The sequence below is a fragment of the Streptomyces sp. NPDC001599 genome (genome assembly GCF_042893535.1).
Lineage (GTDB): Bacteria > Actinomycetota > Actinomycetes > Streptomycetales > Streptomycetaceae > Streptomyces.
Genome location: NZ_JBIAVA010000001.1, coordinates 552,110 through 568,452, shown reverse-complemented (window position 1 = coordinate 568,452; position 16,343 = coordinate 552,110). Strand labels below are relative to the sequence as shown.

The window sequence follows — 16,343 nt, the reverse complement described above, 5'->3', positions numbered from 1 at the left end:
GCCGACTTTCTCGTGATCAAGAGTTTTTGCCCCTCAACCCTTTGATCGATCATCGATCAGGGAGTTACAGTCACAGACGGGCCGCGCGGCGGAAGCCGCAGGTGTTACAGCACCCAAGCCCCAGCCCTGTCCTGCCAAAGACCTAGGGCACCCCCGAACCCTTGCCGATGAGGGAACCCCCTTCGACTGAGGAAGGCGGCGACATGACGACCGACCCCAAAGCCATCCAGCCGAGCGAGCTCGACCAGCTCCCGGACCGCGACCCCGAGGAGACCGCCGAGTGGCAGGCCTCCCTGGACGCCGTCACCCAGGCGGCCGGGCCGCACCGTGCCGCGTACCTGATGCGCCGCACGCTGGAGCGCGCCGAGGGCGCGGGCCTGGCGCTGCCGAAGCTGCTGGAGACCGACTACGTCAACTCCATCCCGACCGCCGACGAGCCCACCGTGGACGGCGACGAGGCGATGGAGCAGCGGATCACCGCCTGGAACCGCTGGAACGCGGCGGCGATGGTGACCCGCGGCAGCAAGTACGGCGTCGGCGGCCACATCGCCACCTTCGCCTCCGCGGCCTGGCTCTACGAAACGGGCTTCAACCACTTCTTCAAGGGCAAGGAGGGTGACGGCTCCGGCGACCAGCTCTACATCCAGGGCCACGCCTCCCCCGGCATCTACGCCCGCGCCTTCCTCGACGGCCGCCTCAACGAGGAGCAGCTGGACAACTTCCGCCGCGAGGCCGGCGGCAACGGGCTGCCGTCCTACCCGCACCCGCGCCGCCTGCCCTGGCTGTGGGAGTTCCCCACCGTCTCCATGGGCCTCGGCCCGATCTCCGCGATCTACCAGGCGCGGTTCAACCGCTACCTGACCAGCCGCGGCATCAAGGACCTGACCAACTCCCACGTGTGGGCGTTCCTCGGCGACGGCGAGATGGACGAGCCGGAGTCCACCACCGCGCTCACCCTCGCCTCCCGCGAGGGCCTGGACAACCTGACCTTCGTCATCAACTGCAACCTGCAGCGCCTCGACGGTCCGGTCCGCGCCAACTTCAAGATCGTGCAGGAGCTGGAGGCCCAGTTCCGCGGCGCCGGCTGGAATGTGATCAAGTCGCTGTGGGGCACGGCCTGGGACGAGCTGTTCCAGCTCGACACCACCGGCGCGCTCGTACGCCGTCTGCGCGAGGTACCGGACGCCCAGGTCCAGACGTACCAGACCCGCGACGCCGCCTACATCCGCGAGGACTTCTTCAACAAGGACCCGCAGCTCGCCGAGATGGCGAAGCTCCTGTCCGACGACAAGATCCTCGACTGCTTCCACTTCTCCCGCGGTGGTCACGAGTCCCGCAAGGTGTACGCCGCGTACAAGGCCGCGCTCGCCCACAAGGGCGCGCCGACCGTGATCCTGGCCCAGACGGTCAAGGGCCACACCCTCGGCCGCGGCTTCGCGTCCAAGAACGCCAACCACCAGATGAAGAAGCTCTCGGTGGACGAGTTCAAGGACATGCGCGACCTGCTCGGCCTGCCGATCGCGGACAGCGCCTTCGTCGACGGCGTGGTCCCCTACGGCCACCCGGGCGCCGACTCCCCCGAGGTGCGCTACCTCCAGGAGCGCCGCGCCGCCCTCGGCGGTCCGGCCCCGGCCCGCCGCGTCCACCCGCTCGCACCGCTGCCCGCCCCCGCCGACAAGGCGTTCGCGTCCTTCGACAAGGGCTCCGGCTCGCAGAACGTCGCGACGACCATGGCCTTCGTCCGCCTGGTCAAGGACCTGGTCCGGGACAAGGAGACCGGCAAGCGCTGGGTGCCGATCGTCCCCGACGAGGCCCGCACCTTCGGCATGGAGAGCCTCTTCCCGTCCCTGGGCATCTACTCGCCCAAGGGCCAGACGTACGAGCCGGTCGACCGCGACCAGCTGATGTACTACAAGGAAGCCAAGAACGGCCAGATCCTCAACGAGGGCATCACCGAGGCCGGCTCGATGGCCGACTTCATCGCCGCGTCCACCGCGTACGCGACGCACGGCGAGGCGATGATCCCGTTCTACATCTTCTACTCGATGTTCGGCTGGCAGCGCACGGCCGACCAGATGTGGCAGCTCGGCGACCAGCTCGGCCGCGGCTTCCTGGTGGGCGCCACCGCGGGCCGCACCACCCTCACCGGTGAGGGCCTCCAGCACGCGGACGGCCACTCCCCCGCCATCGCGGCGACCAACCCCGCCGCCCTCTCCTACGACCCGGCGTTCGCGTACGAGATCGCGGCGATCGTCAAGGACGGTCTGCGCCGCATGTACGGCGAGGCGGCCCCGGGCGAGGACCCGAACGTCTTCTACTACCTGACGGTCTACAACGAGCCGATGCCGCAGCCGGCCAAGCCGTCCGGTGTGGACGAGGGCATCGTCAAGGGCCTGTACCGCTTCAACACCGCGGAGACGGCGGGCCTGACCCCGGCCGCCAACGCCCCGCGCATCCAGCTGCTCGGCTCCGGCACGGCGATCCACTGGACGCTCAAGGCCCAGCGGCTGCTCGCCGAGGAGTGGGGCGTGGCCGCCGACGTGTGGTCGGCGACCTCCTGGACGGAGCTGCGCCGGGACGCCATGGACGCCGACGCGGCGCTGCTGCGCGGCGAGGACCGGGTGCCGTACGTCCGCCGGGCGCTCCAGGGCGCCGAGGGTCCGGTCCTCGCGGTCTCCGACTACATGCGTCAGGTCCCGGACCAGATCGCGCAGTGGGTCGAGCAGGACTACTCGTCGCTCGGTGCCGACGGCTTCGGCCTGTCGGACACCCGTGACGCCGCCCGCCGCCACTTCGGCGTGGACGCCGAGTCCATCGTGGTCGCGGCCCTGGCCCAGCTCGCCCGGCGCGGCGAGGTCAAGGCGACGGCCGTGAAGGAGGCGCGCGAGCGCTACGGCCTGTAGAGGTCCCGGAGTCACGACGAACGGAAGGCCCCCGCCCCCGGCGGGGGCCTTCCGCGTCTCCTGCATCATGTGGGCATGCGCGCTGCCCGCCTCATCAAGATGGTGCTGCTCCTCCAGTCCCGCCCGACCATGACCGCCGCCGAGCTGGCCCGGGAGCTGGAGGTGTCGGAGCGGACCGTGACACGGGACGCGCAGGCCCTGTCGGAGGCGGGCGTGCCGGTGTACGCGGAGCGGGGGCGGGCCGGCGGCTACCGCCTGGTCGGCGGCTACCGTACCCGGCTGACCGGGCTGGCCCGGGGCGAGGCGGAGGCACTGTTCCTGTCCGGGGTCCCCGGGGCGCTGCGCGAGATGGGCCTGGAGGACGCGGCCTCGGCGGCCCGCCTGAAGGTGTCGGCGGCCCTGCTCCCCTCCCTGCGGGACGCGTCCCGTACGGCGGCCCAGCGCTTCCATTTGGACGCGCCGAACTGGTTCCGCGAGCCGGAGACGCCCGAGCTGCTGCCCGCGGTGGCGGACGCGGTCTGGGACGACCGGCGCGTGGCCGCGCGCTACCGGCGCGGGGCGGACGAGGTCGTCCGGGAGCTGGAGCCGTACGGGCTCGTGCTGAAGGCCGGGGTCTGGTACGTGTGCGCGCGGGTGGCGCGGGCGGCGGGCGACGGGCCCTTCCGCGTGTACCGCATCGACCGGTTCACGGCGGTGGAGGCGGCCGAGGACCGTTTCGTCCGGGACGACGGCTTCGACCTGCCCGCGTTCTGGGCCGAGCGGGCCGAGCAGTTCGCGCGGTCGATCCTGCGGGCGGAGGTCGTGGTGCGGCTGTCGGAACGGGGGGTGCGCGGGCTGCCGTACGCGGTCGACGCGCTGTCGGCCCGGGAGGCGCTGGAGGCGGCGGGCGCGCCGGACGCGGAGGGCTGGGTGACGGTGGCGCTGCCGGTGGAGTCGGAGGAGGTCGCGCACGCGCAGCTCAGGGGGCTGGGGCCGGAGGTGGAGGTGCTGGCGCCGGCGCCGCTGCGGGAGCGGTTCGCGCGGGATGCGCGGCGGTTGGCGGGGTTGTACGGGGGTTGAGCGCCGGGTGCCGCGGGCCGGCGTGGTCCGGTTGCCCGGGGGGTGTGGGTCGCGCGGCCCGGCGTTGCCTGGTGCCCGGGGTGGACGCGGGCGCGGGGTGGGTCACGCGCCCGGCGTCGCACCCGGTGCCCGGCGTGGGTGCGGGCGCGAGGGGGACGCGGCCCGGCGTAGCGGGGTGCCTCCCCCAGTGCCTGAACGGCCTGGGAGGTACCCCCGCCGCCCACCCGTGCCGCCCCAGCGGCACGACTGCCCGCAGCGGCGGGGGGGCGGCGACTGTCCGCAGCTGCGGCGGCGGCGTAACAGGACCCGCGCCGGGTCGGGGAGAGCCGCGTACGGCGAGGGGCGGGACGCGGAGCGTTGGTGGGGAAAGCCGCGTACGGCGAGAAGGGGACGTGTCGAGGGGTGTCCGCCCGCAGCGGTTGGCGCGTCAACGCCCCGAGCCCCCGTAGCCCACCGATTCCGCGCCGTTCCGAGGACGGACACCCCCCGGCGCGGCCCCGACCCACCCACCGCACAAACGGCGCTACCCGCACCCCCACCGAACCCGCACAGGCCGCCGCAGGCATCCGCACATAACGATCCGCCGCACTCCGCGTGCGCCGCCCCCGCCCAGGGCCGATGCTGGACCCGTGATGGACGAGACGGAGTTCTGGGAGCTGATCGACGCCGCCCGGCAGCGCGCCGACGGCGATCCCGAGGACCAGGCCGACCTGCTCGTGGAGCGGCTGCTCGGCATGGACCCGGACCTGGTGCTCGACTTCGCCCGCCACTTCGAGGCCCGTTACAACCGCGCCTGCACCTGGGACCTGTGGGGTGCCGCCTGGGTGCTGCTCGGCGGGGCGAGCGACGACGCCTTCGACTTCTTCCGGTGCTGGCTGATCGGCCAGGGCCGCGAGGTGTACGAGGGCGCGGTGCACGAGCCCGACTCGCTCGCCGAGCTGCTGGACGACTTCGACGAGGAGCTGGACGGCGACGGCGAGGAGCTGGGCTACGCGGCCGACGAGGCCTACGAGCAGCTCACCGGCACCGTCGCCCCGGACCTGGGTATCGCGCCCGCGCCCCCCGAACCGCTGGGCGCACCGATCGACCTGGAGAACGACCGCGCCCTCGCCGAGCGCCTGCCACGCGTGTGGGCGAGGTTCGGACCGGAGTGACGCGCGGACCGAGGCGCACCGCCCGCCCGGGTGGTCAGGCCCGGCCCTGGAGGCGGGCCGCCGTGTCCCGGATGTCCGCGAGGCGGGCGGTGAGCGCCGCGCCCGGGCAACTGGTCTGGTAGCCGTCGTCGTGCCCCGCGACGGCGGGCAGCATGGCGGTGGCGCCCGCGGCGTAGCGGCTGAGGCCGTTGCTGGAGACCAGGGCGACCTTCGCGCGCGGATCGGTGCCGGTCTCGCCGAGTTTCCAGGCGGCCACGGCGGCGATCGCGTCGGTCAGCTCGTGGGGCACGGGCACCCCGGCGGTGTACGTGCCGAGGGCGGCGATCCCGGTGGTGCGGTGGTTGAAGCCCTGGGTGTGGGCGCCGGTGACGGGCCGGTCGATGCCGCCGGCCCGGCCCTCGTAGACGGTGCCGCAGCGGTCGACGACGAAGTTGTAGCCGATGTCGTCCCAGTCCCGGGCGCCGGTCTGGCCCTGGTACACCCCGCGGAGGATGGCCGGCACGTCGGCACAGTCGTAGCCGTTGGGCGTGTCCGTGTGGTGGACGAAGACGGCGACCACCTTGTCGTCGTAGCGCGGGGCGGGCTGGGCGCGGGCGGCGCCGCCCAGCCAGACCGACCGGGGCACGATGTCGGGCCGGGGTGCGGCGTACCGTTCGCCGGCGGCGGCCGGAACGGCCTCGGCATCGGCGTCGGCCGCCCGTTCCACCCCGTTCGCGCACAGGAAGAGCGCGGCGACGGCGGCCAGCCCGGGCAGGGCGCCGAGCAGCGCCCGTGCCGCGGTCGGCATGCGCACGGCGCCGGGTATGCGGGCGGCCCGTCGCTCCCGGGCCCGGCGCGGTCCTCGGAAGACTCGCATGGTCCCACTGTCCGGCGGATCCGCTCTGTCCGCGATGTGTGCTGTGCCACCCGGTGGAACCATCGTCCCGGTGCACGGCGTTTCACCCTTGACCGGCCCGCACACAACTCGCTCGCACAGATGGTCGTTTTCCGGACAGTCGTGCGCACCAGGCTGATCATCGGCCCGGCACGGAACGTACTGAGGGTCCCGGGACCCGGCAGAAAGGCGGTTCGCGTGGACCTGCTCGACATCGTGCTGGCGCTGGTGGTGCTGGCCTACGCCGCCTCAGGCTACCGGCGCGGCCTGGTGGCCGGCTGTGTGTCGCTGGCGGGCTTCGTGGGCGGTGCGGCGCTCGGCGTGTGGGTCCTGCCGTGGGTGACGGACCTGGTGGAGCGGGGCTCGACGGCGGCGACGGTGGTCGCGGTGGTCACGGTGCTGCTGCCGGCGATGGCGGGCCACGAACTGGCGGGACGCCTCGCGCTGCGGCTGCGCGGAGAAATGACCGCGGGCCCGCTCCGGGTGGCCGACGGGGTCGGCGGCGCGGTCGCGAACGCGGCGGCGGCGCTGATCGTGGCCTGGGTGGCGGCGAGCGTGCTCGCGGCGTCCTCGTCCTCGCTGCTCACCTCGGCGATCCGGGACTCGTCGCTGCTGGGCGCGGTGCAGCGGGTGATGCCGGACACCACCCCGGCGTGGTTCTCGGGAGCGACGTCCGCACTGGCCGACGCGGGGTTCCCGCAGGTCTTCAACCCGTTCGAGAACGAGTCGGCCGCCGAGGTCGCCGAACCCTCCGGCGACAGCGTGACGGCGGCGGCCACCCGGGCGGCGAAGCTGAGCACGGTGAAGGTGGAGGGCGTGACCGGCACCCAGGGCCGGGAGGGCAGCGGCTTCGTGTACGCGCCGGAGCACGTGATGACCAACGCCCACGTGGTGGCCGGCATCGACGACCCGAGTGTGCGGGTGGGCGGCGTGGGCCCGGCGCACGAGGCGCGGGTGGTGCTGTTCGACCCGGACAAGGACGTGGCGGTGCTGTACGTCCCGGACCTGAGCGCGCCGGTGCTGCGGTTCGACGAGGACGCCTCGCGCGGCGACGCCGCGGTGGTGGCGGGCTATCCGCAGAACGGCGACCTGGATCTGCGGGCGGCGACGGTGGCCAACCGGGTCCGCGCCACCGGCCAGAACATCTACAACGACGAGAACGTGACCCGGGAGATCTACTCGATCCGTTCCACGGTCCGCCCCGGCAACTCGGGCGGACCGCTGCTGACCACCGACGGCCGGGTGTACGGGGTGGTGTTCGCCCGTTCCACCTCCGACGCGGAGACCGGCTACGCGCTGACGGCGGACGAGGTGGCCCCCGAGGCACGCGACGCGGCGGACGCCACCCGGGCGGTGGACACGGGCGAGCCGCTCACGTCGTGAGCACCGTCACGGCGTGAGCGCGGTCAGCATCTGCCCCATCAGCACGTCGTCGACGTACTGGCCGTCGAGATGGAACTCCTCGGGCTGTACGCCCTCCACGACGAAGCCCTCCGATTCGTAGAGGCGCCGGGCGGCCGTGTTGTGGCCGAGGACCCGCAGGGTGATCCGGCGGAAGCCCTCGTGCCGGGCCTCCTCGACGGCGGCCCGGACCAGTGCCCGCCCCACGCCGTGGCCGCGGGCCGCGCCGGCGACGGCGAGGCCGCGGATCTGGCGGACGTGGGTGTTGGAGGCCAGCGGGGTGGGAAGTCCGAGGCGGACATAGCCGACGAGGGCGCCGTCGAGTTCGGCGACCAGGTGGGCGTCCGGGCCGCAGGTGTCCCGGAAGAACGGGTCGTCCGGTCCCGGCGGGGGCGAGACGGCGTGCAGGTGGGACCAGGTCTCGAGGTCGATCCGGCGCAGCGGGTGCTCGTCCTCGGACCTGGCGCGGCGTATGTGCGGGGCTGGCATGACGATCACTGTACGACGCGGTGCCGGGGCCCGGTCCGGGGATTTTCCGGGGCCACCCGGCAGGATGGGCCCACGGAGGACGGACACGTGGTCGGCGCACACGTAGCCGGCGGACACATGGGCAACGGACACACGGATGGCAGGCACATGGACGACGGACACACGGACGACGGGCACAGGGGCGAAGGACCCACGGACAGCGGGCACATGAACGGCGGGCACATGAACGGCGGGCACATGAACAACGGACGCCCGGCCGGCGACCGTTCCCGCATCGCGGTGGCCGGAGCGTCCGGTCTGATCGGCGCCGCCCTGGCGCGGTCCCTGACCGCGGACGGGCACCGGGTGGTGCGCCTGGTGCGGCGCGCCCCCGAGAGCGCGGACGAGGTCCGCTGGGACCCCGAGAACGGGCGGGTGGACGCCGCCGGGCTGGAGGGCTGCGACGCGGTGGTCAACCTGGCCGGGGCCGGGGTGGGCGACCGCCGCTGGACCGACGCGTACAAGACCCGCATCCGCAGCAGCCGGGTGCACGGCACGACGGCGCTCGCGGAGGCCGTCGCCGCGATGGAGCGGCCGCCGCGGGTCTTCGTGAACGGCAGCGCGATGGGCTACTACGGGGAGACCGGCGACCGTCCCGTGGACGAGAGCGCGCCGCCGGGCGAGGGATTCCTGCCGGGCCTGTGCGTGGAGTGGGAGGCCGCGGCGGCCCCCGCGCAGGAGGCGGGCGTGCGGACGGTGTTCACGCGCACGGGTTTGGTCGTCGCGCGCCGGGGAGGCGCCTGGGGACGGCTCTTTCCGCTCTTCCGGGCGGGGCTCGGCGGGCGGATGGGCGACGGGTCGCAGTACTGGTCCTTCGTCGCGCTGCACGACGAGGTGGCGGCGATCCGGCACCTCCTGGACCGGGACGACCTCTCCGGCCCCTTCAACCTGACCGCCCCTCAGCCGGTGACGAACCGTGAGGTGACGGTGGCCATGGGCCGGGTGCTGCACCGCCCGGCGCCGTTCGCGGTGCCCGCGCCGGTCCTGCGCGCCGCGCTCGGCGAGATGGCGGGCGACGTCCTCGGCAGCGCCCGGGTCCTCCCGGCCCGCCTCCTGGAGTCGGGCTTCCGCTTCGCGTTCCCGGAGATCGACGGGGCGATCCGCGCGGCGCTGTGATCCACGCGCCGCCGTCCCGACCGCGCGGACCGACTGTCGACCGCACGCCGACACATCTGGACGCACCCCGACACGTCTGGACGCACGCCGGCACATCTGAACGCACCCCGACACATGCTGAACGCAAGCCGACGCACACCGACCGCTCACTGTCCGTATCGCACCCTCATGCGACCGCTGTGCGACCGTGTGCTGCCCCCGGGCGATTCCCGTTGACCGTTTCGCGCCCTAACCTCGTCTCGAACTCGGGTATTCCTCAAGCCTGTTGGGGGCATGACGTCTCCAGCGGCCGCGCAACCTCGAGGAGGGGCACGTGCTTGAGCCCGCGTACCAGGCGGACGTCGTCGTCGTGGGGGCCGGGATCGCCGGACTCGCCGCGGCGCAACGGCTGACCAGCGCTGGAGTGACGACCACGGTCCTGGAGGCCGCCCACACGGTGGGCGGCCGGATGGCCACCGAGAAGGTCGACGGTTTCCGGCTCGACAGAATCGGACAGCTGCTGTCCACGGCGTATCCCGAACTGCGCCGCACCCCCGGGCTCGACGGCCTCGCGCTGCTGCCCTTCGCCCCCGGGGTCCTGCTGCATAGCGAGGGCCGCCACCATCACGCGGGCGCCCCGTCGGGCGTACGGAGCGCACGGGGCGCACTCCATGCGGTGCGCGCCCTCGCGAGCGCCCCCCGCTCAATGCCCGCGCCACGGCGCTCAATGCCCGCGCCCCGGCGCACGGTGAACGCGCCCGGCACGTCCGGCAGGCCCGCCGCCGCGCCCCGCACCCGCGCCGGCGCCCCGCTCGGCACCGCCGTGGACCAGGCCCGGCTCGGTGCCGCGCTGGCCCGGCTCGCGCACACGCCGGCCGAACGGCTGCTGGCCCGGCCGGAGCTGCCCGCCGCCCGGGCGCTGGCGGCCCGCGGGCTGCCGGCCCGCACGATCGACGGCTTCCTGCGGCCCCTGCTCGCCGCCCTGCTGTACGACCCGGACCTCACGACGTCCAGCCGGTGCGCGGACCTCGCGCTGCGCGCCTTCGCCGGCGGACGGCTCGCGCTCCCCGAGGGCGGCGCCGAGGCTCTGCCGGAGCACATGGCGCGGTCGCTGCCGCCGGGCACCGTGCACACCGGCGTCCGCGTCACCTCGGTCGCGACCAACGCGGTGACCACCGCGGAGCACGGCGTCATCCGCTGCCGGGCCGTGCTCGTGGCGACCGACGCCCGCGCGGCGGCCGGACTGCTGCCGGGGCTGAGGGTGCCGGACTTCCACCCGGTGACGGTGGTCCACCACACGACCGACGAGCCGACGACCACCGGCGCGGCCCTGCTGCTCGACGCCGACCGGGGCGGCCCGGTGGCCCACACGGCGCAGGTCAGCCAGGTGGACCCGTCCCGCGCGCCGGCCGGCCGCACGCTCGTCTCGTCGACGGTCCTCGGCCCTCCCCCGCCCGACCTCGACACCGCCGTGCGCATCCACCTGTCCCGGCTCTACGGCACCCCGACCACCCGCTGGGAGACCCTCGCCGTGCACCACACGCCCGAGGCGGTGCCCGCGATGCGCCCGCCGCACGATCCACGCAGGCCGGTACGGCTGCTGGCCGGGCTGTACGTGTGCGGCGACCACCGCGACACCAGCACCGCCCAGGGCGCCCTGCACTCGGGCCACCGGGCCTCGGCGGCGATCCTGAGGGACCTCGGCGCGGGCCGCCCGATGCACTCGGCGGAGCCGACGGCGACGGCCCACGCGGCCTAGGGCCGTCCCGCCCGGACCGGCGCTACCCCAGGGCGGCGACCTTGTCCCGGTACCCCCGCACCGGCGCGGCGTCCCGGTAGGGCTCCAGGCGGCGTTCGAAGTCGCGGACGTACTCCGCGGCGCGCACCGAACGCATCTCGGCGGCCTGCCCGGCCGCCTCGGCGGCCAGCTGACAGGCCTGGTCGAGCTCGCCGAGGCCGAGCCGGGCGGTGGCGAGGACGACCCGGCAGAACAGCCGGCTGCGGGCGTAGACGGGGGCGCGCAGTTGCAGCGAGCGTTCCGCGTGCTGGGCGGCGGCGCGGAACTGCTGGAGGTCGCGGTGGCAGTGTCCGAACTCGTCGGCGAGCTGCGCCTCGTCGAAGAACCGCGCCCAGTGCGGCACCTCGTCGCCGGGCCGGGAGGCCTCCAGCGCCCGCTCGGCCCGTACGAGGGCGGCGGTGCAGGCCCGCACCTCGCCGAGCAGCCCGTGCGCCCGCGCCTCGGCGGCGTGCAGCAGGGTCTGCACGACCGGCGGCGCGGAGGTCCCCACGCCCTGCTGCGCCACCCGCGCGAGCTGCACGGCCTCGCGCCCGTGGCCCAGGTAGACGGCCTGCCGGCTCATGGTGACCAGCACGTACGAGCCGTACGCCCGGTCCCCGGCCGCCTGCGAGAGCCGCAGCGCCTGCACGAAGTAGCGCTGGGCGAGGCCGTGCGCGGCGATGTCGTACGAGGTCCAGCCGGCGAGCCGGGTCAGGTCGGCGGCGGCTGCGAAGAGGCGGCGGCCGGTCTGCTCGCCGTAGGTGCCGCGCAGCATCGGCTCCAGCTCGTGCTCCAGGTAGCGCACGAGGGCCTGGCGGGCGTGTCCGCCGCCGTACCGGTCGTCGAGGCTGCGGAACAGCTCGCCGACGGAGCGCAGCGCGGCGAGGTCGCCCCCGCTGACCTTCTGGCCGGGGCCGCGCTCGGCCGGGGCCCGGCGCCTGGACGGGTCGAGCGGGACGGCGAGCCGCGGGGTCGCCGGGCGGCCCTGCGCGGGAATGCGGACGGGCACCTCGACGCGGGCCACCTTCTCGTCGGGGCGGCCGATCAGCCAGTCGCGGCTGGGCACGACGAGCCCGGCCGGGGTGAAGGCGATCTTCCGCAGCTCGGCGTGGCTGCCGGAGTCCTTGCGCCACAGCCCGCCGACGATGTCGACCGCCTCCTCCGGGCTCCCGGCGAACTCCAGGCCCGCGTAGACGGGTGCGCAGGCGTCCAGGCCGAGGTCCTGGGCGGTCAGGCGGCGGCCCAGGCGCCGGGTGAAGACCTCGGCGATCAGGGCCGGGGTGGTGCCGCGGGGCTGCTGACCGCGCAGCCACCGGGTGACGGACGTCTTGTCATATCTCAGATCCAGGCCGTGTTCGAGTCCGAGCTGGTCGACGCGACGCGCGAGACCCGCGTTCGAGAACCCCGCTTCGGCGATGAGCGCGGCGAGCTGGCGGTTGGGGGTGCGCTGCGCGGGTCGTTCCGTCATGGTGCGGTGCGGTCTCCTGCCTTCCGGGCGTTCGATTGCCCGGAGCGCCTGTGAGCAGCCCTTATGGCCTCGTGAACGGCGTGAATGTAGCGGAGAGTAAGCACTCGATCGCACAATTCGCCCTGCATTCATCCGATCGTGTGAGGATTGCCCGCCCGGCTGACGACGCGCGGGCGGTCGTACAGTGGCGTGGGCACGCTTCGTGCCTTACGACCTTGCAGGGAGGCACGTGCCGTGAGTGAGCTGCGCTTCGTCCGGATGGGGTTCGGTGCCGATCGCGTCGAGTACCAGGAGGCGTGGGACGAACAGCGCCGGGTGCACGCCGCGCGGTTCGTCGACGAGGTCCCCGACACCGTGCTGCTCCTCGAACACCCGCCGGTCTACACCGCCGGCCGGCGCACCGAGGACAGCGAGCGTCCACTGGACGGCACCCCGGTGATCGACGTGGACCGCGGTGGCAAGATCACCTGGCACGGCCCGGGCCAGCTGGTGGGCTACCCCATCCAGAAGCTCCCGCGCCCGGTCGACGTGGTGGCCCACGTCCGCCGCCTGGAGGAGGCCCTGATCCGCACCTGCGCGGAGTTCGGCCTGGAGACCTCCCGGGTGGAGGGCCGCAGCGGCGTCTGGATCCTCGGCGACCCGGTCGAGCAGCGCCCCGCCCTCGGCGGCCTCTCGCTGGACTTCGACCCGCGCCTGAGCGACGACGAGTTCGACCCCCGCCTCAACGGCCCCGACTACGCCCCGTCCAACGCGGGCCAGCGCCGCGAGGACCGCAAGATCGCCGCGATCGGCATCCGGGTCGCCAAGGGCGTCACGATGCACGGCTTCGCGCTGAACGTGAACCCCGACAACAAGTGGTTCGACAAGATCATCCCCTGCGGCATCCGCGACGCGGGCGTCGCGTCCCTGGCGGGCGAACTCGTCCGCGACGTGACCATCGAGGAGGTCCTCCCGGTGGCGGAGCGCCACCTCCGCGACGTCCTGGAGAACGCGGAGCTGAAGCCGAGGGTGGTCGAGAAAGCCCCGGCGGCATAAATCCAGCCCGTCCGGCGTTCAAGGACGAGGCCCGTCAGCGCCGAAGCGGGACCTGGGGGCGGCAGCCCCCAGCAAGGCCAGCACCAACGCCGACCAACAAATCAACGGGCGTACCCTGAACAACGCCGAAGAATCAAACGCTAGGGAGCCGGTCGTGTCCGCAGTCGCACCCGACGGACGCAAGATGCTGCGCCTGGAGGTCCGCAACAGCCAGACCCCCATCGAGCGCAAGCCCGAGTGGATCAAGACGCGGGCGAAAATGGGCCCCGAGTACACCAAGATGCAGAACCTCGTGAAGAGCGAGGGCCTGCACACGGTCTGCCAGGAAGCCGGCTGTCCCAACATCTACGAGTGCTGGGAGGACCGCGAGGCGACCTTCCTCATCGGCGGCGACCAGTGCACCCGCCGTTGCGACTTCTGCCAGATCGACACCGGCAAGCCCGAGGCGCTCGACCGCGACGAGCCGCGCCGCGTCGGCGAGTCCGTGGTCACCATGGACCTGAACTACGCCACCATCACCGGCGTCGCCCGCGACGACCTCCCCGACGGCGGCGCGTGGCTGTACGCGGAGACGGTGCGCCAGATCCACGAGCAGACCGCCGGCCGCGAGGCGGGCCGCACCAAGGTCGAACTGCTGGCCCCGGACTTCAACGCCGTTCCGGAGCTGCTCAGGGAGGTCTTCGAGTCCCGCCCCGAGGTCTTCGCGCACAACGTCGAGACCGTCCCGCGGATCTTCAAGCGCATCCGCCCGGGCTTCCGCTACGAGCGCTCCCTGAAGGTCATCACGGACGCCCGCGACTTCGGCCTGATCACCAAGTCGAACCTGATCCTCGGCATGGGCGAGACCCGCGAGGAGATCAGCGAGGCGCTGAAGCAGCTGCACGAGGCCGGCTGCGAGCTGATCACCATCACGCAGTACCTGCGTCCGTCCGTGCGCCACCACCCCGTGGAGCGCTGGGTCAAGCCGCAGGAGTTCGTGGAGCTGAAGGAGGAGGCCGAGCAGATCGGCTTCTCCGGCGTGATGTCGGGCCCGCTGGTCCGCTCGTCCTACCGGGCCGGACGGCTCTACGGAATGGCCATGGAGCAGCGCCGGTCCGCCACCGTGTGAATTCCCGCACAAGTCACTACTGGCCAGTAATGGCCGATACGCCGCGGCCCCGACCGTCCTCGCTGATGAGGGCACCGGTCGGGGCCGCGAGCCCGTTCCAGGACCCGGCGACTCGGCTTCATGTGCGTTTGACCGGCGGGTCACGCCCTGGTAACACCAATCAGTGACCCTGGAATCACAGCACGTACACCGCCACGTACACCCGTCTCCGTACCCGGAGCCGTACCGAGGGGGGACCTCCACGATGCAGGCCGCGCCCGTTCGCCCCACCGCCGTCCGCCCCACCGCCGTCCGCGCCACCGCCATCCCGTCGTTCACCACCGCTCTGCGGGCCGTCGAGTCGCTGCTGATGAGCGGCGGCCAGCGCACCGCCCGGCGCAACGCCTGGAACTCCGTCCTGGAGGACCGCCGCCGCGCCAAGGACCGGATCGAGACCGAGCGCGCGCTGCGGCAGTCCGTCACCGGCCGCCCCTGACCGCGTCCCGCCCCTCCCCCGACGGGCACGGCCGGGCACTGCCGTCGTCGGCGCTTTCGGGGGCACGTAGACTTCGTGCCATGGCGAGGAAGGAACCTGCAGCGGACGCTGCGAATCCCGGGCGACTGAAGCAGATCGCTCTGACCTACAAGATGACCCGCAAGGCCGACAAGAAGATCGGTCTTGTGCTCGCGGGTGTCGGCATCGTCGTCTTCGGTGTCCTCCTCGCGATCGGTTTCTGGATCGGTCACCCCATCTATCTCGGCATCCTGGGCCTGCTGCTCGCCTTCCTCGCGACGGCGATCGTCTTCGGGCGCCGGGCCGAGCGGGCGGCCTTCGGGCAGATGGAGGGACAGCCGGGCGCCGCTGCGGCCGTGCTGGACAACATCGGCCGGGGCTGGACGACGACCCCCGCGGTGGCGATGAACCGCAACCAGGACGTGGTGCACCGCGCGGTCGGCAAGGCCGGCATCGTGCTGGTCGCGGAGGGCAACCCGAACCGGGTGAAGTCCCTGCTCGCGGCCGAGAAGAAGAAGATGAACCGCATCGTCGCCGACGTCCCCGTGCACGACCTGCTCGTGGGCACCGGCGAGGGGCAGGTCGAGCTGAAGAAGCTGCGCACGACCATGCTCAAGCTCCCCCGCGTCCTGAGCGGCCCGCAGGTCACCGTGACCAACGACCGGCTGCGCGCCCTGGGCGACCTGATGAGCAACATGCCGCTGCCCAAGGGCCCGATGCCGAAGGGCATGCGGATGCCGAGGGGCGGCAACCCCAAGCAGCGCTGACCAGCGCCGACCCGTAGGACTTGAAACGCCGGTACGGCGATGGGGGCGGCCCGTTCACTCGGGCCGCCCCCATCGCCGTACCGGCGTCGTGGCGCGTGGCCGACGGCGTGGTGCGTGGCCGCGTCGTGGCGCGTGGGTGTCAGATCCGGACTTCCACGGTGCGCGCCAGCCGGTCGTGCAGGCCCCGGCCGTCGCGGTCCCAGATCAGCGCCGGAAGGGCGAGGCACAGCAGGACCGAGCGGAGCAGGGCGCGCAGCGGGCTGGGTCGGCCCGTGGCGAGGTCCACGACGCGCAGGCCGAACAGGCGCTTGCCCGGGGTGAAGCCCACCGTGCCGACGGTCAGCACGCTCAGCACGAAGAAGATCAGCAGGGCCCAGTTGCTCGCCGTCTGCCCGTAGCTGCCCGTGATCAGGCCGTATGCGATCAGGGAGCACAGGGCCCAGTCGACGGCCAGGGCGCCGAGCCGCCTGCCCGGGCGGGCGATCGAACCCGGTCCCTCCGCGGGCAGACCGAGCTGCTCGCCGCGGTGCCCGAGATCGGCGCCGGCCTCTTCCACGGCCGCGCGGGGGCCGGAGAGCCACGATCCGATTGCTTGCCTGTTGTCCACCCGAACACGGTACTGCGCCCGTATACGTACCGGGAACGGCGGGGTGTGCGGGCCCCCGATCCGGCCTAGGCTGG

General features: G+C 73.3%; 14 protein-coding genes. 10 read left to right on the top strand and 4 right to left on the bottom strand.

Going from position 1 to position 16,343, the window contains the following annotated elements; all coding sequences use genetic code 11:
- Positions 1 to 203: 203 nt before the first annotated feature.
- From aceE to ACFYZ3_RS02565, 3 genes are all read left to right on the top strand, one after another.
- The gene (gene aceE, locus ACFYZ3_RS02575; RefSeq protein ID WP_361007342.1) at positions 204 to 2,903 is read left to right on the top strand and encodes a pyruvate dehydrogenase (acetyl-transferring), homodimeric type; all 2,700 of its coding nucleotides are present in this window, start codon (positions 204 to 206) and stop codon (positions 2,901 to 2,903) included.
- A 75-nt stretch (positions 2,904 to 2,978) separates the two neighbouring features.
- Entirely contained in the window at positions 2,979 to 3,962 is a 984-nt protein-coding gene (locus ACFYZ3_RS02570; protein ID WP_388513517.1) for a helix-turn-helix transcriptional regulator, read from the top strand.
- A gap of 632 nt (positions 3,963 to 4,594) precedes the next feature.
- A complete protein-coding gene (locus ACFYZ3_RS02565; RefSeq protein ID WP_388513975.1) occupies positions 4,595 to 5,116 on the top strand; it encodes a DUF4240 domain-containing protein in 522 nt (173 codons plus the stop codon).
- A gap of 34 nt (positions 5,117 to 5,150) precedes the next feature.
- On the opposite strand, the gene ACFYZ3_RS02560 is transcribed toward ACFYZ3_RS02565, so the two are convergent.
- A complete protein-coding gene (locus ACFYZ3_RS02560; protein WP_388513515.1) occupies positions 5,151 to 6,077 on the bottom strand; it encodes a peptidoglycan recognition protein in 927 nt (308 codons plus the stop codon).
- Positions 6,078 to 6,188: 111 nt separating this feature from the next.
- Here ACFYZ3_RS02560 and ACFYZ3_RS02555 point away from each other — a divergent pair, with 111 nt between their 5' ends.
- Positions 6,189 to 7,373 carry a MarP family serine protease gene (locus tag ACFYZ3_RS02555; protein ID WP_388513514.1) on the top strand — a complete coding sequence of 395 codons (1,185 nt, stop codon included), beginning with the start codon at positions 6,189 to 6,191 and terminating at the stop codon, positions 7,371 to 7,373.
- Positions 7,374 to 7,379: 6 nt separating this feature from the next.
- Here ACFYZ3_RS02555 and ACFYZ3_RS02550 read toward each other — a convergent pair whose 3' ends face one another.
- Entirely contained in the window at positions 7,380 to 7,880 is a 501-nt protein-coding gene (locus ACFYZ3_RS02550; RefSeq protein ID WP_388513512.1) for a GNAT family N-acetyltransferase, read from the bottom strand.
- A gap of 237 nt (positions 7,881 to 8,117) precedes the next feature.
- On the opposite strand from ACFYZ3_RS02550, the gene ACFYZ3_RS02545 reads away from it, so the two are divergent.
- Positions 8,118 to 9,035 (top strand): TIGR01777 family oxidoreductase, encoded by a 918-nt coding sequence (locus tag ACFYZ3_RS02545; protein ID WP_388513973.1) that lies wholly within the window; start codon positions 8,118 to 8,120, stop codon positions 9,033 to 9,035.
- 313 nt (positions 9,036 to 9,348) lie between these two features.
- Complete coding sequence (locus ACFYZ3_RS02540; RefSeq protein ID WP_388513510.1) at positions 9,349 to 10,773, top strand: NAD(P)/FAD-dependent oxidoreductase; 1,425 nt, start codon at positions 9,349 to 9,351, stop codon at positions 10,771 to 10,773.
- A gap of 22 nt (positions 10,774 to 10,795) precedes the next feature.
- On the opposite strand, the gene ACFYZ3_RS02535 is transcribed toward ACFYZ3_RS02540, so the two are convergent.
- On the bottom strand, positions 10,796 to 12,259 hold the full coding sequence (locus ACFYZ3_RS02535; RefSeq protein ID WP_388513509.1) for a regulator: 1,464 nt from the start codon (positions 12,257 to 12,259) through the stop codon (positions 10,796 to 10,798).
- Between the two features lie 234 nt (positions 12,260 to 12,493).
- On the opposite strand from ACFYZ3_RS02535, the gene lipB reads away from it, so the two are divergent.
- The 4 genes from lipB to ACFYZ3_RS02515 all read left to right on the top strand — a co-directional run bounded on the left by lipB (position 12,494) and on the right by ACFYZ3_RS02515 (position 15,662).
- The gene (gene lipB, locus ACFYZ3_RS02530; RefSeq protein WP_388513507.1) at positions 12,494 to 13,294 is read left to right on the top strand and encodes a lipoyl(octanoyl) transferase LipB; all 801 of its coding nucleotides are present in this window, start codon (positions 12,494 to 12,496) and stop codon (positions 13,292 to 13,294) included.
- Between the two features lie 154 nt (positions 13,295 to 13,448).
- Positions 13,449 to 14,402 (top strand): lipoyl synthase, encoded by a 954-nt coding sequence (gene lipA, locus ACFYZ3_RS02525; protein WP_388513506.1) that lies wholly within the window; start codon positions 13,449 to 13,451, stop codon positions 14,400 to 14,402.
- A 244-nt stretch (positions 14,403 to 14,646) separates the two neighbouring features.
- Positions 14,647 to 14,877, top strand: a complete 231-nt coding sequence (locus ACFYZ3_RS02520) for a hypothetical protein (RefSeq protein ID WP_388513505.1) — start codon at positions 14,647 to 14,649, stop codon at positions 14,875 to 14,877.
- Between the two features lie 80 nt (positions 14,878 to 14,957).
- Entirely contained in the window at positions 14,958 to 15,662 is a 705-nt protein-coding gene (locus tag ACFYZ3_RS02515) for a DUF4191 domain-containing protein (RefSeq protein ID WP_003976619.1), read from the top strand.
- Positions 15,663 to 15,801: 139 nt separating this feature from the next.
- Here the strand turns inward: ACFYZ3_RS02515 and ACFYZ3_RS02510 are convergent, their stop codons facing one another.
- On the bottom strand, positions 15,802 to 16,269 hold the full coding sequence (locus ACFYZ3_RS02510) for an RDD family protein (protein WP_361007326.1): 468 nt from the start codon (positions 16,267 to 16,269) through the stop codon (positions 15,802 to 15,804).
- Positions 16,270 to 16,343 lie beyond the last annotated feature (74 nt).

Excerpts from the sequence above, each read along its gene's own strand:
- aceE (WP_361007342.1), top strand. The coding sequence starts at position 204 with ATGACGACCGACCCCAAAGCCATCCAGCCGAGCGAGCTCGACCAGCTC.
- ACFYZ3_RS02570 (WP_388513517.1), top strand. The coding sequence starts at position 2,979 with ATGCGCGCTGCCCGCCTCATCAAGATGGTGCTGCTCCTCCAGTCCCGC.
- ACFYZ3_RS02565 (WP_388513975.1), top strand. The coding sequence starts at position 4,595 with ATGGACGAGACGGAGTTCTGGGAGCTGATCGACGCCGCCCGGCAGCGC.
- ACFYZ3_RS02550 (WP_388513512.1), bottom strand. The coding sequence starts at position 7,880 with ATGCCAGCCCCGCACATACGCCGCGCCAGGTCCGAGGACGAGCACCCG.
- ACFYZ3_RS02545 (WP_388513973.1), top strand. The coding sequence starts at position 8,118 with ATGAACAACGGACGCCCGGCCGGCGACCGTTCCCGCATCGCGGTGGCC.
- ACFYZ3_RS02535 (WP_388513509.1), bottom strand. The coding sequence starts at position 12,259 with ATGACGGAACGACCCGCGCAGCGCACCCCCAACCGCCAGCTCGCCGCG.
- ACFYZ3_RS02520 (WP_388513505.1), top strand. The coding sequence starts at position 14,647 with ATGCAGGCCGCGCCCGTTCGCCCCACCGCCGTCCGCCCCACCGCCGTC.
- ACFYZ3_RS02515 (WP_003976619.1), top strand. The coding sequence starts at position 14,958 with ATGGCGAGGAAGGAACCTGCAGCGGACGCTGCGAATCCCGGGCGACTG.